We start from the raw sequence: 19,106 nt of genomic DNA on the forward strand, positions 1-19,106 counted from the left end.
GCCATCCGGCATTCAGTTATTTTGCTTTTATATCCTCAAGCTCAATGCTGGGTCCAGCATACATCCAGTGGGCATCATTTGGCAAACGGTTCGCTGGGTTATAATAAGTATCATCCCCGCGCTGCCATGCGGCATCATATTCCTGTGCTCTTTTTTCCCAGCGCTTCGCATTGTTTTCATGCCAGCCAAGCGCTGCCCCCAGTGCACCAAAGGCAATAGCACCCGGTGCGCCTGCAATTTCTTCGCCTATAAGACCACCAGCAAGGCCGCCTAGCGCACTGTTTAAGCGCTTTTCGCCTGTATTATCTTGATTGCCAACATAAGCGCCCTGCACAGGCAAATAAGCATCACAGCCATCGCCTTCGCAGTAAATAGGGATTTTACCTACAGTACTTGGCCCAACAAAGTGTAAATCTTGCGCAGCAAGCGGCACTAAGCCGCTAAGCAGTGCAAAAATGCAAAAAATGGGTGCCCGCATATTCATAGCCTTCTCCTCATAATAGAAGAATACATAAAACTTTAGGCAGAATTAGGGCACAAAAAAAGCCACCAATTTCAGGTGGCTTCTTAAGGTATTCTTATTTGCAATGACTAACCGTCAAGTTTTGGTTTCAACAGTTGGTTCACCATTCCTGGGTTGGCTTTACCGCCCGTTTCTTTCATTACTTGGCCAACAAAGAAACCGATTAGCTTGTCGCGGCCTGCACGGTACTGGGCAAGCTGTTCCGGGTTTGCTGCAATGACAGCATCAATAATTTTCTCGATCTCGCCAGTATCAGAAACCTGCTTAAGGCCTTTTTCCTCCACAATAACGCCAGCGCCCTTACCTGTTTCGAACATAATTTCGAACACGTCTTTGGCAATGCGACCAGAAATGGTGCCGTCTTCAATCAGTGCCAGCAATTCAGCACCTTGCTCAGCAGAAACAGGGCTATCTTCAATAGTTTTACCCGCTTTATTCAGCGCACCAAACAAATCACCCGTTACCCAGTTTGACGCTTTCACTGCAAGAGCCGCTGCATCCTTGCCAGTTTTAGATGTAAGCGCCTCAAGGATATTTTCAAAATAAACTGCAGTTTCCTTTTCGGCGACCAAAACACTAGCTGTATAATCATTCAGGCCAAGCGCCTTAACAAGCCGTGCCTTCTTTTCATCAGGCAATTCAGGCAAACTGGCGCGTGCAGCTTCAACAAACGCATCATCAAATTCAAGCGGCAATAAGTCTGGGTCCGGGAAATAGCGGTAATCATGTGCTTCTTCCTTGCTGCGCATCGACCGTGTTTCCCCTTTAACCGGGTCAAACAGCCGTGTTTCTTGGTCAATCTTCCCGCCTGCTTCAATGATATCAACCTGCCGGCGGGCTTCAACTTCAACGGCCTGCCGGACAAAACGAATGGAATTTACGTTTTTAATCTCGCAGCGTGTACCAAGCGGTTCGCCAGCACGGCGCACAGAAACATTCACATCTGCGCGCATACTGCCCTGCTCCATGTTGCCGTCACACGTGCCAATATAGCGCAAGATCGTGCGAAGCTTGGTCAGGTATGCACCAGCCTCTTCCGGGCTTGTCATATCAGGCTTCGATACAATCTCCATCAGCGCAACGCCAGAGCGGTTTAAATCCACATAGGTATACTGTGGGTGCTGATCATGCATAGATTTACCGGCATCTTGCTCAAGGTGAATACGCTCAACCCCTACATCTTTGGTTTTATTGTCGCCCATATCCAGCACAACAGTGCCCTCGCCCACAATCGGGTGCTTAAACTGCGATATTTGGTAGCCTTGCGGTAAATCCGCATAAAAATAGTTCTTCCGGTCAAATACAGAGTATTTATTAATCTCTGCGCCGATAGCAAGGCCGGTACGCACAGCTTGGCGCACACACTCAGCATTAATTGTTGGCAGCATGCCGGGCATCGCAGCATCGACAAGGGAAACCTGCGAGTTTGGTTCTGCGCCGAACTCAGTCGAGGCACCAGAAAACAGCTTGGAGTTAGAGATAACTTGCGCATGCACCTCAAGGCCAATTACAACCTCGAAATCATCTTTAGCGCCCTGAATGATATATTTTGACATGCGCCTACCTCCACCACACAGATGGTGTTGCGGTGAAGCCTGCGGCCTCCTCTATAACACCCGATACTTTAAAGACAGTTTCTTCATCCCACGGTTTACCAAGAATTTGTAAGCCAAGCGGCAATCCGTTTGCATCCAAGCCCGCAGGAACACTGGACCCTGGAAGCCCTGCAAGCGAGGCAGGAACCGTGAATACGTCATTTAGATACATAGAAAGTGGGTCATCTGTTTTCTCGCCCGGTGCAAAAGCCGCAGAGGGCGCTGTAGGTGTGAGAATAGCATCAACCTTTTCAAAGGCAGATTTAAAATCATTTGAAATTAATTGCCGCACTTTCTGTGCCTTCAGATAATACGCATCATAGTAGCCCGCAGACAGTACATAGGTACCAATCATTATACGTCGCTTTACTTCATCGCCAAAACCAGCAGCCCGTGTGGCATCGTACATAGCGTCTAAGCTGCCATTTTCAGGTGTTACACGCAGCCCATAACGTACACCGTCATAGCGCGCAAGGTTAGACGAAGCCTCAGCTGGTGCTACAATATAATACGTTGCCAGTGCATACTTTGTGTGAGGCAAACTGATGTCAACAATCTCAGCACCGGCATCCTTTAACCAGCCAATACCTTTTTGCCATAAGGCCTCAATCTCAGATGGCATACCATCCTGACGGTATTCAGCCGGGATACCAATTTTCATACCACGAATATCACCCGTGATAGCTGCTTCGAAATTTGGTACTGCCAAATCAACACTTGTACTGTCTTTTGGGTCAAACCCAGAAATACTCGCCAGCATAATTGCACCGTCGCGTACATCTCGGGTAATAACACCCGCCTGATCAAGCGAACTGGCAAATGCCACCATGCCGTAACGACTACAACGGCCATATGTTGGTTTAATGCCAAAAGTACCCGTGAATGATGCAGGCTGGCGAATAGACCCACCGGTATCAGACGCTGTCGCCCCCATCGCCGCAAAACCGGCAACAGCCGCCACAGACCCACCTGACGAACCACCCGGTACAGTATCTGTTGTACCACGCCGCCACGGGTTTTTAACCGGCCCGTAATAGCTTGTCTCATTAGAAGAACCCATCGCGAACTCATCCATATTAAGCTTACCAAGCATAATGGCCCCGTCATCCCACAATTTTTGTGTGACAGTGCTTTCATACTCAGGCTTGAAGCCATCAAGAATGTGTGAACACGCCTGTGTATGCACACCTTTGGTGGCAAACAAATCTTTAATCCCTACGGGAATACCCGTCATGCCATTTATGTTACCTGCTTTAATTTTAGCGTCTGCAGCATCTGCCATTGTAATTGCCTGATCGGCAGTAACAGCAACATAGGCATTGAGCGGCGTTGATGCCTCAACCGCTTTTACATGTGCCTCCGTAAGCTCACGCGCACTCAGTTCGCCTTTACCCAATAAATTACGGGCTTCAGCAATTTTAAGTTTTGTTAGATCACTCATATGCCTGTCCCTATTCAATCACTTTTGGTACAGCAAAAAAGCCATACTCAGCCTTAGGCGCATTTTTCAGGACACTTTCCTGTTTATCGCCGTCTGTGATTTCATCACTGCGCCAACGCAACTTGGCATCAACAACGCTGGCCATTGGCGCAACATTATCGGTGTTGACTTCATCTAATTGCTCGACCCAGTTTAAAATCTGGTTTAATTCACCAGCAAGAGGGGCAAGTTTTTGGTCTTCAATTTTAATACGCGCAAGACGTGCGATCTTCGCGACAGTGGCCTTATCGATATTCGACATGAAAATTCCCTATGATTCATCAGGAAAAGCTGTTGAAATTAGCGCGGAACTTAACGCCAGATATTCATTGGGGCAAGCAGGGAATAGCGCAGTTGAACACAAAAACACAAATTACTGTCGCAAAACCAGCACAGGCAAAGCAATTAAACGCTTATATTCATGAAATTTTTGCGACTTCAAACCACCTAATTACACACGCTAGTGAATATCGCATGGGGCCGTGGCGACGCAGGCGCTGGATTGCCAGAAAACTTGTTAACTCGGAAGAAATATGCCTACTCGCGGTGAACAATGGTGACATTGTTGGCATGATTGATTGCTGGACAGACCGAAGAAAACGCGTAACTCACAGCACCTGTTTTGCCATGTCAGTAAAATCAGGCTGGCGCTGTAAAGGGGTTGGTTCTCTCCTATTGCGGCATTTCATTGAATGGGTAAAAGCACACCCTGTACTTGAAAGAATTGAATTGCATGTACACAGTGACAATAGCCATGCCATAACACTTTATAAGAATTTTGATTTTCAAGTGGAAGGCACCCGTAAAAGAGTTGTAAAATATGAAGATGGCCGTGTAGTAGACGATCATATTATGGCTCTCTGGCCGTAATCATTAGGGGAAGATAATGGCAAAAGTGAAAATGAAACCCGCAGCAATTTTTCTAATTGTCATAGCGGTTATTGTTATTTTGATTTTAATCGCCGGTGTGTGGCTTAATGCCAATACAGGCACGGCACTTAAAATTGCCTTTGTTCCTAAACACAGCTTTGCAGAAGATACACCAGATGCCCCCAGAGACTATACGCAAGATGCGAGTTGGGTAGCACTTCCAGGTATGCAGTCTGAAGCATTATCATTGCCTCAAGGGGTTATGAGCATTACCCAAGTCCCTGAAGCTGACATTTTTTTTATACACCCAACGACATACTTGAGTAGAGCTCATTGGAATGCGCCAATCGGTGATAACGACTCGGATAACCGAGTCGAAAATAACGTCATGAAATCGCAAACCAGCAGCTTTAACCTTGCTGGTAACATATATGCCCCACGATACAGGCAAGCGACTTTCGGAGCTTTTCTTGATGATACAGGCTCAGGCCTGAAAGCACTCGGCGTTGCTTACACAGATGTTCTTGCCGCGTTTGACAATTTCATTCAAACCCGCAGTAATGGTCGTCCGTTCATTCTTGCCGGGCACAGTCAAGGTTCCTTACATTTATTGTATTTATTGCAGCACCGCGTAAGTGGTACACCCTTAGCAAAAAGGATGATTGCCGCTTACATCATTGGCTGGCCAGTGAGCTTGGAGGCTGATCTTGGGGCGATGGCTGATATCAGTGCTTGTAATACGCCAGACGATACCCAGTGCGTTGTCTCGTACCAGACTTTTGGCATGAATGGTAACCCAGACGCTATTTACCAGTATATGAACAATACTGCAGGCCTAAACGGCCAGCCTCGAACAGGCACAACAATGTTATGTACCAATCCACTTACATGGGAAGTTGGCGGTACAGCAGGCGCTACAGCCAATCTCGGCGCTATTGCACGTAGTAATAATACGCTAGACCCTATATCTGCCCCAATAAAGCACTTATTTGGTGCCAAATGTGGGCCGGATGGCATACTGTATTTGCAGCAGGAACCTGGCAAAGCTTGGCAAGAATTTAAAATGGTTGGTGAAAACTATCATGTCTATGATTATAATATGTTTTACATGAACATTCGCGCCAACGCTTCGCTACGAGCCAGCACATGGTTACAAACCCATGGCACAGGACGCTAAACTGTGCCTGTGTTAGCACCGAATGAATTGAAGGCTATGCTACTGCCCCGTCAGCGGCTTTTAGGTATGGATCCGGGTACAAAAACCATTGGCCTCGCCCTTTCAGACATCACCCTTACCGTTGCAACACCGTTTGAAATTATTCGTCGCACAAAGTTTAAAAATGATGCAGCGCGAATCCTTGAAATTGTCACAGAACATAATGTTGGCGGTTTTGTTATTGGCTGGCCTATTAATATGGATGGGTCACAAGGCCCACGGTGTCAGTCGGTACGAGCTTTTTCAGACAATCTTGCACAAATAAGCAACCTGCCACAAATACTGTGGGATGAACGGCTTTCTACCGCAGCTGTTGAACGTACACTACTGGAAGCAGACAGTAGTCGTGCTCGTAGAAAAGATGTCATAGACAAACTTGCTGCAGCCTATATTTTACAAGGAGCATTGCATGCTCTTTGATAAAGTCTGCCAAAGTCAATTTACCTGCTTGCAGCACATCGAATTTGTACTTATAAGGCCATTTTAATGAGCAAGAACCTGATCGAAACGCCTTCCTACCCGCGCGCGGACGTTGATCCGCCCTCGGGTTCGCTTTTTCCGCATAAACATCTGCTAGGAACATGGAAAATGGACCCAACGTCCATCAAGTTCCTGCTGGATAAAGCCGAAAAATATGTTGAACAAAACAGAAAGGCGATGAAAACAACGCCAATTTGCGCTGGCTTGACCCAGATAAACCTGTTTTTTGAAAACTCGACCAGAACACTGATGAGTTTTGAGATTGCCGGTAAAAGACTGGGGATGGATACAATCTCCATGTCTACCGCTTCATCTTCTATCAAAAAAGGCGAAACCCTGCTCGATACAGCAGACACGTTAAACGCCATGCACCCAGATGTATTGGTTGTAAGGCATGCAGACAGCGGCGCTGTACAGCTTTTATCAGAAAAAATGGATTGCGCGGTTATCAATGCAGGCGATGGCAGATCAGAGCACCCAACGCAAGCTTTGCTTGACGCCCTAACAATACGCCGCAGGAAGGGCCGCATCCACGGCCAGACAATCGTTATATCAGGCGACATTGCCCACAGCCGCGTTGCACGCTCAAACATTTATCTTTTAAATGCTATGGGTGCACGAGTGCGGCTTGTTGCGCCGCCAACGCTTATTCCTAAAGATATTGACCGCTTGGGTGTTGAAGTATTCCAGCATATGGACAAAGGTCTTGAAGGTGCCGATGTAGTTATGATGCTACGCCTGCAGCAAGAGCGCATGCAAGGCGCCTACCTACCATCCCTGCGGGAATATTACCGTTTTTGGGGGCTGACAGCAGAAAAGCTAAAATATGCAAAGGATGATGTACTTGTCATGCATCCCGGCCCCATGAACCGCGGTGTTGAGATTGCATCAGATATTGCAGACGATATCGACAGATCAGCCATTAGAGAGCAGGTAGAGATGGGCGTTGCTGTCCGTATGGCCTGCCTTGATGTTCTAACCCGGCACCTACGGGAGGAAAAATAGCATGAGCATTGCTTTTATAAACGCCCGCCTTATGGACCCTGCCACAGAGCTTGATGCTATTGGCTCCCTTGTTACAAACGGTGACAGGATTGGTGCCGTAGGTGTTGATATAGAAATTCCTTCTGATGCAGAGATTGTTGATTGTGGTGGCCGCATTTTATGCCCTGGCCTTATAGATATGCGTGTGCATTCGGTTGATGTAGCGTCTGCACTTGCAGGCGGTGTAACAACCGTAATTCTTCAGCCTGACCAAACAACAGTGATAGACACAGATCCCGTGGTAGAACGGATAAGAAGCCGGTCTGTTGGCAGTAATTCTGTAAGTGTTTATCCAATGGGAGCAGCAACACGCGGTCTGCAGGGCGATCAACTAGCTGAGATTGGCCAAATGAAGCAATCCGGAGCCGTAGCCTTTACTGATTGCCGCAAAGCAACAGAAAAAACGCAGGTTATGCGCAGGCTCTTGGAATATGCGGAACATTTTGATGCCCTCATTGTACAATTTCCTGAAGACCCAGAACTTGCAGAAGATGGTCTTGCCCATGAGGGCGAGGTTGCATCGCGCATGGGCCTTATAGGCATTCCATCTGAAGCAGAAGTAATACAGATAGAACGCGATATTCGCCTTGCAGAAATGACGGGGGCCCGGATTCATTTTTCGCTTTTATCATCACGTGATGGATTGGAAGCAATACGCACAGCAAAAAAACGCGGCGCAAAAGTAACCTGCTCTACAGCGCCGCACTATTTGCATCTCAATGAAAATGCCGTTGAAGGCTACCGCACATTTGCCAAAGTGAGCCCACCCCTTAGGTCGGAATCTGACCGCCTTGCCCTGATTGAAGGCGTGGCAGATGGCACTATTGATACGCTGGTAAGTGACCATGACCCCCGTAGTGAAGATGTAAAACGCTTACCTTTTGGGCAAGCCGCAACCGGCATTGTTGGCCTTGAAACATTATTGCCGTTATCGCTATCACATGTACATTCCGGCAAAATAAATATGATGACGTTAATTCGCACGTTAACACAAGCGCCAGCAGAATTACTGGAGCTTGACACCGGTCGCCTTGAAATTGGGCGATACGCTGACTTAACTATTTTCGACCCAGACAAGCCTTGGCGCATTGACGAAGCAGCCTTCCAATCAAGCGCAAAAAACACACCTTTTGATACGCTTCCCGTACAAGGCCAAGTGTGGCGCACCATAATTGGTGGTAAAACTCTCTTTAATGTGGATACCCCTTCATGATATCTACCGACTTAATCATAGCCATAATTGGCGGATATTTATTAGGTTCTATCCCTTTCGGTTTGGTTTTAACCAGACTTGCAGGGCTTGGTGATATTCGCACCGTAGGCTCTGGTAACATTGGTGCCACCAACGTTCTGCGTACAGGTAGAAAAGACCTTGCCGCCCTCACATTGTTGCTAGATGCAGGGAAAGGTGCAATTGCAGCCCTTATTGCCCTCGCCTTATGGGGTGAAAACGCTGCCCTAATGGCAGGCACTGCCGCATTTATTGGACATTGCTTCCCTGTTTATCTCAAGTTTCACGGCGGCAAAGGTGTGGCTACTTTTTTTGGTACCATCTTTGCTATCAACCCTGATGTTGGTTTTGCATCTGCTGTCGCATGGCTTGCAATAGCCCTAATGTTCAGAATGTCCTCATTTGCAGCACTGGTTGCCGCCCTTATTGCACCTGCGATCAGTTATATATGTTATGGCGGCTCAGACTGGATCGCTATAAGCCTGATGGTTATTGTTATTTTCATACGACACAAAGATAATATAGGGCGTATCATTCGCGGGGAAGAAAGCAAAATTGGCCAAAAGAAAAAGATTTAGCACTCGCTTGCTTTCAGTCGTGGCTTTCTTCCAATTGACAAATAAGGCACTGACTGTTCATCTATTAGGATGACAGAGCATGAAACAAAGAAAGCCATGATGCTAACCGATGCTGAAAAAATAGCGCGGCTACGCCTTATTCGCAGCGAAGGGATAGGACCTGTTTTATTTAGCCGGTTGCTCGCAAAACACACAACTGCATTAGCTGCAATAAAACACCTTGAAAACAATCCCCAAAATCAACCAAAATCTTTCCTGTTGGCCAGCCACGAGGTTATCAAACAGGAATTAGATAAAATTGAGCATTATGGCGCTCACTTAATTTTCAAGGATGAAGCACACTATCCTGAACTTTTAGCTGAAATAAGCGATGCCCCGCCCGCCCTATTGGTGAAAGGGCGCATGGAAATTCTTCAATATGTATTGATTGGCGTTGTAGGGGCCCGGAACGCAAGCGCATCTGGCATGAAATTAACCCATCAAATTTGTGCTGCCCTTGCAACCGAAAAAGTTGGCATTGTCTCCGGCCTTGCACGCGGGATTGACACCGCCTCACACTCAGCATCGCTTACTACAGGAACCATTGCCTGCCTAGCTGGCGGCTTGGATGTAATCTACCCACCAGAAAATGCTGTTCTACACCAGAAAATTGCCGAAACCGGTTTATTAATCAGCGAAATGCCAATGGGTACAAAGCCACAGGCTAGACATTTTCCACGTCGAAACAGGATAATATCCGGCTTATCCTCAGGCTTACTTGTCATTGAAGCCGCACAAAAATCAGGTTCCCTTATTACAGCACGTTATGCCGCTGATCAGGGCCGCGATGTATATGCGGTCCCCGGTTCTCCGCTTGACCCACGATCAGCAGGCACAAACCAGTTACTGAAAGACGGCGCAATTCTAGTGCGCACTGCAGAAGATATTCTATGTGAAATCGATACACAGAGACAATTTCACCTTCCCGTAGTAAAGAGTATAAGCCAACCTGCCGAAAAACACCCCACATATTTAACCGCAAACATCACCTCTAAGGCTGCAGCACAAATTGATACGCTTCTCACCTTTTTAACAAGCAACCCTTTGCATATTGATGACATCGCCCGCGTTGCCAATATTTCACCCGAAAAAATATTATCAGAATTCTTACCGCTAGAGATTGAAGGCAAAATTGAACGACATAGCGGCAATCGATTTAGTCGAATTTACACGAAAAATGAATAATCTCATTGCATTCCTGCCGCCTTCGAACTAGGTGGTAAGCAAGACTAATCGCATATAATGTATGGTAAACAGGCAATTTAGGACAGAACAACACATGAATGTTGTAATTGTGGAATCGCCCTCGAAGGCAAAAACAATTAACAAATATCTGGGCAAAGACTATACAGTTTTGGCCAGTTTTGGGCACGTTCGGGATCTCCCCGCGAAAGATGGATCGGTAAAACCCGACGAAGATTTTGCTATGGACTGGATAGTTGATTCTGATTCTAACAAACGCCTGACTGAAATTGCCAAAGCGCTTAAAGGCAGCGATAAATTGTTTCTCGCAACCGACCCCGACCGTGAAGGGGAAGCAATCAGTTGGCATGTTCTTGAAGTGCTAGCAAAGAAAAAGGCTCTTAAAGGGGTCGAGGTTAAGCGCGTTGTCTTTAACGAGATTACCAAATCAGCCATTTTAAAAGCCATGGCAGACCCACGCGATCTGGATCAGGAACTGGTGAATGCCTATTTGGCACGCCGGGCACTTGATTACCTTGTTGGCTTCACGCTTTCCCCAGTTTTATGGCGCAAGCTACCCGGCGCACGCTCTGCTGGGCGGGTTCAATCTGTTGCGCTGCGGCTTGTTTGTGAACGTGAATCAGAAATAGAGCAATTCACAGCCCGCGAATATTGGTCTGTAGAAGCTGATCTGAAGTCCACTGGCTCCAAAAATTTTACTGCACGGCTTTTTGCAGCAAATGGTGAAAAGCTTGACAAGTTTTCTCTAGCTACTGAATTGCAGGCAAACGAAGCCACAGATCTTGTAAAGCGGACACCTCTAACCGTACAAAGCGTCGAACGTAAACCTGCAAAACGAAACCCGCAACCGCCGTTTACGACCTCTACCCTGCAACAGGAAGCATCGAGGAAACTGGGTTTCCCCGCGAATAAAACCATGCGGGTAGCACAAAGCCTTTATGAAGGCAAACCCATCAAAGGTGAGGTTACTGGCCTAATTACCTATATGCGGACGGACGGTGTTACCATTGCGCAGGAAGCGTTAAATGCAACGCGGCATGTTATCGAAAACCGGTACGGTGCCAAATATTTACCCTCGTCACCACGAGTATACAAAACCAAAGCGAAAAATGCGCAGGAAGCACACGAAGCTATCCGCCCAACTGATCCAATGCGTAGCCCTGCTGATGTATCTCATGCACTTGATAGCGACGAACAGAAGCTCTACGAACTGATTTGGCGTAGAACACTGGCGAGCCAAATGGAAAGCGCTGCATTAGAGCGCACAACCATTACCATCATGAATACAGATAACACCGCGGAACTAAGAGCAACCGGTTCTGTTATTCAGTTTGATGGTTTCTTGTCTGTATATCAAGAAGGTAAGGATGACGAGCAAGACGAACAAGAAGCTCTTCTCCCAGCGCTTAAAAGCGGCGAAGAAGTAAACCTTATATCTGTTCTACCTAAACAGCACTTCACAGAGCCACTCCCACGCTACAGTGAAGCGAGCCTTGTGAAACGCATGGAAGAACTGGGTATCGGCAGGCCATCGACCTATGCATCAATTCTTACTGTACTGCGTGATCGTACTTATGTTCATATGGAGCGCAACCGCTTTGTGCCAGATGACAAAGGACGACTTGTAACCGCTTTTCTAGAAAAATTCTTCCACCGGTATGTTGAATATGACTTTACAGCAAACCTAGAAGAACAACTTGATGATATCTCAGCCGGTCAAGAAGACTGGAAGAAGGTCTTAAGTAATTTCTGGTCTGCCTTTAAACCAAAGACAGAGGAAATTCTCGGTGTACGTAATGCAGAAGTTATTGATGCACTTGATGATTATCTTGGGCCTATGCTGTTTTCAAACGATGAAGCCAGAAAATGCCCTAGCTGTGCAGATGGGCGTTTGGGCCTCAAAACAAGTCGCTATGGTGCTTTTGTCGGATGTTCTAATTATCCTGAATGCGGCTATACGCGCAAGTTTGGCTCTAACGATAATGATCCGGAAGAAGGCATGGAAGAACAGCCTGCACTGGGCATTGATCCTGAAACAGGCGAAGAGATCAACGTGAAAGTTGGTCGGTTTGGCCCTTATATTCAGGTTGGCGAAGCTGTTAAAGGCGAAAAACCAAAGCGCGCAAGTATTCCTAAAGACATGGATAGCAGCACTATCGACCTAGAAAAAGCACTGGCCCTGCTGTCGCTCCCTCGCGAACTTGGTACACACCCGGAAACAGGAAAAACAATTACCAGTGCTATTGGCCGATATGGGCCTTATCTTGCCCATGACGGTGTTTATGCCAAACTCGCTTCAAGCGAAGAAGTATTTACCGTAGGGCTCAACCGTGCAGTTGCACTGCTCGCAGATCAGGCCGCGAAAAAGGGTGGTGCCAAAACAGTCTTAAAGGAACTGGGTGAACACCCAGATGATAAAGACCCGATAAGGGTTTTGGACGGACGTTATGGCCCTTATGTTAATCATAAAAAGACAAATGCTACGTTACCTAAAGGTACAGAGCCAACCTCCGTTACTCTGGAACAGGCGCTTGAATGGCTTGCCGCAAAAGCCACAACAAAAAAAGTGCCTCGTAAAAAAACAGCAGCAAAAAAGAAAGCCTCCTGATAGAGTGAGGTTTCTTATCTGTATATTTATATAAAGGACTGCCATTGGCACCTAAAGACCGGGTTGGGCAATTCCCTGATAAAGAACAGCTTTTAGACTTTATCAAAAACTTTAAGGGAAAAATCACAAAACGGGATATATCCCGTGCTTTTGGCATTAAAGGACCCGATAAAGTTCTCCTGAAAAAAATGCTGCGTGAGCTTACAGAAGAAGGCTTTATTGCAAAAGATAACAGCCGCAGAACATTGCGGCCTGCAGACCGGCTTCCTAGTGTGCAGATTGTTGAATACGCAGGTACTGATAAAAACGGCGATGCTCTTGTGCGCCCGGTTGACTGGGTTGCAGATTCACCGCCACCCACAATTTATATTTCCGACAAAAAGCGCCATAAAGGACCCGCATTAGGGAAAGGCGACCGCGCCTTAGCACGGCTTATTCCTATCAAGGATCATCCACCCTTATATAGGGCCGAAATTATACGTATGCTACGTGCTGCACCAACATCAATTATGGGCGTTTTTCACGGTACGGCTGAAGGCGGTCGTATTGTATCTACCGATAAAAAGAAAAGCGATGAGTTCTGGGTTGACCGCGACGACGTGAACGGCGCAAAAGAGGGTGAATTGGTAACCGCCGAATTTGTCAATTCAAGCAAACGCCGTATGGGGCCAAGGCGCGCAAGAGTTAAAGAATGTTTGGGGGACGTCAGTGCAGCAAAATCAATTAGCCTTATTGCTATTCATACCCATGACATTCCTTATATATTTCCCGAACATGTACTCCGTGCGGCAGAGCGAGCTAAACCTGTCGATTTAGGAAAAAGAACAGACCTGCGAGACATAGCCCTTATCACCATTGATCCAGCGGATGCCAGAGATCACGATGATGCGATATGGGCAGAAAAAGACCCAGACCCAAAGAACAAAGATGGGTGGCACGCCATTGTTGCCATAGCCGATGTTGCACACTATGTGCAACCCGGTAGCCCGCTCGACAAAGAAGCATTAAAGCGCGGTAACAGCTGCTATTTCCCGGACCGCGTTGTTCCTATGCTGCCCGAAGCACTATCCGCAGATTTATGTAGTCTCAAACCCAATGAAGAACGCGCGTGTATGGCACTGCACATGTGGTTTGACAAAAATGGTACAAAATTACGACACCAATTTGTGCGCGGCCTCATGAAAAGCCATGCAAACATCAACTATGAGCAAGCACAGCGAGCACTAGACGGTGACATAGACGAAACCACGGCTCCCTTACTTGATGACGTCCTAAAGCCGCTTTACGGCGCCTATAAAGCATTAACAGAAGCACGAAACAAACGAGAGCCGCTCGAACTTGATCTACCAGAGCGTAAAATTGAGTTATCTGACGAAGGCTTTGTAAAAGGCATTGTCGTTCGAGAAAGGCTCGACACCCATAAACTTGTTGAAGAATTTATGATTTCAGCAAACGTTTGTGCTGCGGAAGAACTAGAAAAACACCGCGTAACAGCTATGTACAGGGTCCATGAAGAGCCTTCGATGGAAAAGCTTGATAGCCTGCGAGACTTCTTGCGTACACTTGATTTAAGCCTTTCCAAAGGCACTGTAATGCGCCCTTCCCTATTTAACGGCATTTTAGGGCGCGTAAAAGATGGGCCCCATGAGCACATGGTTAATGAAGTAGTCTTACGTAGCCAGACCCAAGCCTATTACAGCCCTGACAACATGGGGCACTTTGGGCTGGCCCTCGCTCGCTATGCACATTTCACATCCCCTATTCGCCGTTATTCAGACCTATTGGTACACCGGGGGCTTATTCGTGCTCTTAATTTAGGGGATGACGGCCTAACAGATAGTGAAATGAATGACATGGCTGACATCGGCGAGCAAATATCTGGCACTGAGCGCCGCGCTATGACAGCAGAACGTGATTCAACTGACAGGTATATGGCATCATACCTTGCTGACCATGTGGGCAGCCAATTTATTGGGCGGATATCTGGTGTTACGCGTTTTGGCCTTTTTGTATCTCTTGAGCCCTCAGGCGGTGATGGTCTTATTCCCATTTCTCAAATTGGAAACGACTATTATGTATTGGACGCCGAACATCACCGTCTTGTTGGTGAACGATACGGTCAGGAATTCAGGCTAGGTGATAAAATTGATGTCTGCCTTACAGAAGCAAACCGCTTTACTGGAGGCTTGAAACTTGACCTTGTGACGGAAGGCGGTCTTAAAACTGGCCCAAAAAACAGCCAAGAACGCCTTAAGCAAAAGAAACGCCGTCACAGTAGAAAACGTACATAGAACGCTGATAACTATAAAATACCAAGTTTGACAAAAACTTCAGCAACATCATCAGCAAAGCGAATACCCTTTCGCAAGACCGGTACTTCTTTTGGTAAATCTTTAAGCTTTTCATTGTCAGTAGCAATGAGTGCAACGGGGATATGCCGTGTTGAAGGCATCGCTTTAAGCGCACAAGCAAGGTCAACCCCTGACAGTTCAGGCATCACACGTGACACAATCACTGCATCAGGTTTCATCGTTGGTATAAGCTGAAAAGCATCCATAGTTGAGCCCACATTCACCATGCGGTACCCACACTCCAAAAGCTCACGCGTTACAATTTTAGTTGCGGTTCCAGGTTCCATCACCAACATAACTTCAATTTCTGAAACACTAATGTCTTTAACATCAAATCCTGCTTTATTTGGCAGGCTACGCACCATCCCTGAAATATCAATATCTTTCTTTTGCACAAAAGCATCGAGACATTCAGCCATTCTATCGGCATAAAACTGTATGTCCGTAATATTGTCTTTACTTATCTCATTCACATTGAAGAAATAATCTTCAAATCTGTGGCAAAGGGCCTTTAATGCTTTCATATCAAAACTAGCTGCTACAGATTTTAAAGAGTGCGCCTCCAACCTAATTGCGATCAAAGCATCCTTGCTGGATAAGGAACCTTCCGAGAAACGACGTATTGCATCCTGCAGGTTAGCAAGCCTATCCTCAATTGTATCAATTGCTTCGATGCGCAATTCTTCTGCCAGATTAGTTTCCATTGTTCTTATATCCACTTCATACTTTTCCGCACTTTTAACTGCGAGATACATGCGTCAATATGTTACTATTGCAAAGCTATTTAAGGGTATAGATAAAAAATGTTTGTTTCCCATACATTCAATCCTTGACTTATTAGTCGCGGTGAGTATCTTGCGCGCTCACACTGATTGCATACCGCAGTCTGATAGAATTATTTTCTTGGAGTTAACACGATGGCAAAGCCGTCCAGCATCAAGATCAAACTGCTGAGCACAGCGGACACTGGTTACTTTTATGTGACCAAGAAAAACCCACGCACGCTGACTGAAAAAATGGTTAAGCGTAAGTATGACCCTGTGGTTCGCAAGCACGTAGAATTTAAAGAAGCCAAAATTAAGTAATTTTGATTTTCTTTTTTGATCTGCAAAAAGCACCGGTCCCGTTATGGGGCACGGTGTTTTTTTGCATCTGTCATTCAATACCGTCATCCATATATAATCTAAATCACTTAGGCTAAAGATCTCGCCAGTTCATTTTGTGCGACAACCATTACATCCAAATCCTTTAGCTTATCTCTAAGCACCCCAAGGTCCACGCCACCTGAACGGCAAAGAGTGCATATCTCAGAGCAAGCATTTGCAAGCGATATAAGCCCTAGGTTTAGAGACATTCCTTTCAGACTATGAACCTCACTCTCTACCGCTTCAATATCATTATTCGCTAAAAACTCATGCGCCTTTTGGCATGCTAGCCTTGATTCTGCTTCAAAGGCCGCCAAAAACTCAGGGGCCAATTCGAGGCATATTTTAAACTGATCCATATCAACCTGATAGTTTATTGGTTTTTTTTCCATTGGCATGGGCTTTAACAATACTTTCTGCACATCGGTTTCTTCATTTTCGACGATAGTCGCACTTTCAGCCACCACATCAGGCACCAGATCAACAATAATACGAATTAACGATTCCATTTTCAGTGGTTTTGCACAGTGCCCGTCCATGCCCACTTCTCTATAAACAGTCAAATTTTCTGTGTTGATGTCTGCAGTCAAAGCAATAATAGGGACATTCTTTTTCTTTTCATCCACCATTTCCCTAATCGCCTTTGTCGCATCTATTCCATCCATTTCTGGCATATGAATATCCATCAATACTATATCAAAATCCTGATTTTTAACCGCTTGAATAGCTTCGACACCATTGGATACACACTCAACCAAATGGCCTTGGTTTTCCAACAGTTTTTTGGCAACAATCTGGTTAACCTTAATGTCTTCAACCAACAGAATTGATAGCGACTTGATATTTTCTATATCAATCACATTATTTTCAGGCACTTCCTCTGTTTTATCTAACTGGAGTTCAAACCAGAATGTACTGCCGCTTCCTTCTTCACTGCTGAACCCTATCTTTCCATCCATAGCCTCTACAAGGCTTTTGCTGATAGCCAGTCCAAGGCCTGTTCCACCGTAACGACGTGTGGTCGACATATCTGCCTGCGTAAAAGCATCAAACAGGTTAAACTGCCGGTCCGGTTTGATGCCAATACCTGTATCAACGACAGAAAACTTGAACTGAGTATTATCAGAATCATCCCTAATTATATCTACTTGAAGGGTTACAACGCCTTCCTCGGTAAACTTCACAGCATTCGCCATCAAGTTTAAAATAATCTGCTTTATTTTAACAGAATCTCCGATAAACCATTCTGGCATATTCTGAGGGATTTTAAGGTCAAGTACTGTTTTTTGCTCGCTAGCGGGAACAGTCATCATACTTACAATTTCTTGCACCAGCTGGTTTAAGTTAAAGATAGTACTTTCAACAACAAGTTGCCCCGCCTCAACTTTAGACAAGTCTAGAATATCACCAATTAGAGCTAGCAAATGCTTACCCGACCGTGAGATCGTCTTTATATGTTGCACAGTAGTTTGAGGAATTGGGGCCGTCGTTTTTTCTGTTAATGCTAACTGTGAGTACCCCAAAATAGAATTTAACGGTGACCGTAGTTCATGACTCATTGAGGACAAAAAACGAGACTTTGCCTGGCTTGCCTCTTCTGCCTTGAGCTTTGCTTCATTAAGTTTGAGTGTTTTCTCAACAGCTATGGCCTCTGCACGCCGATTTGTAGATGCCATTGTTGCCATAAGATAATAAATCAAAATATCAACTAACAAACCTGCAATAGCAATAATAGTAGGGATGCGTGTTTCAATCGTTTCAACACTGTCGTTCCCAGACATAAAACGAATTGTCCATATCTTACCCGCCAGTTCCATGCTCTTTAAAATAAATGGCCCTTGCACAGAGAAATCGTCGACAAAACTCTTATAAAGCAGCTTATCGGGGTTCACTTCGGTTCCATCATAAATGTCATATTCAACGGCATTTTGACCTGCACCTAAAATGCCTGCCATCAGGTCGCCCATTCTAAAGGGAGCATAAACCCAGCCCAGAAAAGATGCTTGCCGGTCCTCAACTGTTTCCAAGTATGTTTCTTTTTCGTACACCGGCGTGTACATCAAAAAACCTTTCTGAACATCCTCACTGGTCTCCTGCACAAGAGTTATCAACCCAGAAATGGCTGCCCTTCCAGTATCTCGCGACTTTATCATCGCTTCCCGACGGACTTCATTCGACCACATGTCATAACCAAAGGCCCGTTGATTACGCCAATCAAACGGCTCCAAAAACACAATAGCGCTATAAGCCGCACGTTCACCCTCAGGCTTTATTGTATAATCTAGAAAACCTTCTGCACGAATTTCAGAAATGTGTGCTGTTTTATTAGCTGGCGAGATAAAAACACTATATCCTAATCCCTGAATACCTGGCCAATGCTGAGACAGCTTTAAAGTGTCAACATAGGTGCGCCACTCTTCACGGCTAGCAACATTCGAGGCATTAAACAGCCCTACCCCACCCCATAAAACCTGTTCGTACAAATTCATTCTAATGCTAATTGCATCAGAAATTTCATCTGCCCGTGCCGCAAAACGGCGCTGTTGGTTCTCTTCAACTAGCCTTGTTGAAACAATCCATGCTGAAAGTGTGAGAAAAATAGCAGCTGAGAGGACATACCATTCACGTCGCTTATTAAGCTTAAAATGATCCCATTTCTTTTTTAAATAGCCACTATAAACCATACAAATAACCTATGTATCCCGCATTACACATATCATTGAATACTAACGAAAAAATGGTT

16 protein-coding genes are annotated in these 19,106 nt (G+C 45.8%); 10 read left to right on the plus strand and 6 right to left on the minus strand.

Going from position 1 to position 19,106, the window contains the following annotated elements; translation table 11 throughout:
* Positions 1-16: 16 nt before the first annotated feature.
* The 4 genes from ICL80_RS12300 to gatC all read right to left on the minus strand — a co-directional run bounded on the left by ICL80_RS12300 (position 17) and on the right by gatC (position 3,860).
* Complete coding sequence (locus ICL80_RS12300; RefSeq protein ID WP_194212692.1) at positions 17-484, minus strand: hypothetical protein; 468 nt, start codon at positions 482-484, stop codon at positions 17-19.
* A gap of 107 nt (positions 485-591) precedes the next feature.
* Positions 592-2,079, minus strand: a complete 1,488-nt coding sequence (gene gatB, locus ICL80_RS12305; protein WP_194212694.1) for an Asp-tRNA(Asn)/Glu-tRNA(Gln) amidotransferase subunit GatB — start codon at positions 2,077-2,079, stop codon at positions 592-594.
* Positions 2,080-2,083: 4 nt separating this feature from the next.
* Positions 2,084-3,559, minus strand: coding sequence for an Asp-tRNA(Asn)/Glu-tRNA(Gln) amidotransferase subunit GatA (gene gatA / locus ICL80_RS12310; protein WP_194212695.1), 1,476 nt, complete (start codon positions 3,557-3,559; stop codon positions 2,084-2,086).
* Between the two features lie 10 nt (positions 3,560-3,569).
* Positions 3,570-3,860, minus strand: coding sequence for an Asp-tRNA(Asn)/Glu-tRNA(Gln) amidotransferase subunit GatC (gene gatC, locus ICL80_RS12315; RefSeq protein ID WP_194212696.1), 291 nt, complete (start codon positions 3,858-3,860; stop codon positions 3,570-3,572).
* Between the two features lie 32 nt (positions 3,861-3,892).
* On the opposite strand from gatC, the gene ICL80_RS12320 reads away from it, so the two are divergent.
* The 9 genes from ICL80_RS12320 (at position 3,893) to rnr (ending at position 15,158) form a co-directional block, all read left to right on the plus strand.
* Complete coding sequence (locus ICL80_RS12320; protein ID WP_194212698.1) at positions 3,893-4,468, plus strand: GNAT family N-acetyltransferase; 576 nt, start codon at positions 3,893-3,895, stop codon at positions 4,466-4,468.
* Positions 4,469-4,484: 16 nt separating this feature from the next.
* Positions 4,485-5,645 (plus strand): DUF3089 domain-containing protein, encoded by a 1,161-nt coding sequence (locus ICL80_RS12325; RefSeq protein WP_194212699.1) that lies wholly within the window; start codon positions 4,485-4,487, stop codon positions 5,643-5,645.
* A 3-nt stretch (positions 5,646-5,648) separates the two neighbouring features.
* Positions 5,649-6,104, plus strand: a complete 456-nt coding sequence (gene ruvX / locus ICL80_RS12330) for a Holliday junction resolvase RuvX (protein ID WP_228073485.1) — start codon at positions 5,649-5,651, stop codon at positions 6,102-6,104.
* Positions 6,105-6,170: 66 nt separating this feature from the next.
* Positions 6,171-7,169 carry an aspartate carbamoyltransferase catalytic subunit gene (locus tag ICL80_RS12335; protein ID WP_194212700.1) on the plus strand — a complete coding sequence of 333 codons (999 nt, stop codon included), beginning with the start codon at positions 6,171-6,173 and terminating at the stop codon, positions 7,167-7,169.
* 1 nt (position 7,170) lies between these two features.
* Positions 7,171-8,421, plus strand: coding sequence for a dihydroorotase (locus ICL80_RS12340; protein WP_194212703.1), 1,251 nt, complete (start codon positions 7,171-7,173; stop codon positions 8,419-8,421).
* Positions 8,418-9,017 (plus strand): glycerol-3-phosphate 1-O-acyltransferase PlsY, encoded by a 600-nt coding sequence (plsY, locus tag ICL80_RS12345; protein WP_194212705.1) that lies wholly within the window; start codon positions 8,418-8,420, stop codon positions 9,015-9,017. Before ICL80_RS12340 ends, plsY begins: the two co-directional genes overlap by 4 nt.
* Before the next feature lie 69 nt (positions 9,018-9,086).
* Positions 9,087-10,241, plus strand: coding sequence for a DNA-processing protein DprA (dprA, locus tag ICL80_RS12350; RefSeq protein WP_194212722.1), 1,155 nt, complete (start codon positions 9,087-9,089; stop codon positions 10,239-10,241).
* Positions 10,242-10,335: 94 nt separating this feature from the next.
* Complete coding sequence (gene topA / locus ICL80_RS12355) at positions 10,336-12,867, plus strand: type I DNA topoisomerase (protein WP_194212725.1); 2,532 nt, start codon at positions 10,336-10,338, stop codon at positions 12,865-12,867.
* A 44-nt stretch (positions 12,868-12,911) separates the two neighbouring features.
* Positions 12,912-15,158 carry a ribonuclease R gene (gene rnr / locus ICL80_RS12360; RefSeq protein WP_194212727.1) on the plus strand — a complete coding sequence of 749 codons (2,247 nt, stop codon included), beginning with the start codon at positions 12,912-12,914 and terminating at the stop codon, positions 15,156-15,158.
* Positions 15,159-15,169: 11 nt separating this feature from the next.
* On the opposite strand, the gene ICL80_RS12365 is transcribed toward rnr, so the two are convergent.
* Positions 15,170-15,937, minus strand: a complete 768-nt coding sequence (locus tag ICL80_RS12365) for an Hpt domain-containing protein (RefSeq protein ID WP_194212729.1) — start codon at positions 15,935-15,937, stop codon at positions 15,170-15,172.
* A gap of 198 nt (positions 15,938-16,135) precedes the next feature.
* On the opposite strand from ICL80_RS12365, the gene rpmG reads away from it, so the two are divergent.
* Entirely contained in the window at positions 16,136-16,303 is a 168-nt protein-coding gene (rpmG, locus tag ICL80_RS12370) for a 50S ribosomal protein L33 (RefSeq protein WP_194212730.1), read from the plus strand.
* A 107-nt stretch (positions 16,304-16,410) separates the two neighbouring features.
* On the opposite strand, the gene ICL80_RS12375 is transcribed toward rpmG, so the two are convergent.
* Positions 16,411-19,047: a CHASE domain-containing protein gene (locus ICL80_RS12375; RefSeq protein WP_194212732.1), complete on the minus strand. Its 2,637-nt coding sequence runs from the start codon at positions 19,045-19,047 to the stop codon at positions 16,411-16,413.
* Positions 19,048-19,106: the final 59 nt, after the last annotated feature.

This window comes from Kordiimonas pumila (assembly GCF_015240255.1).
GTDB lineage: Bacteria > Pseudomonadota > Alphaproteobacteria > Sphingomonadales > Kordiimonadaceae > Kordiimonas > Kordiimonas pumila.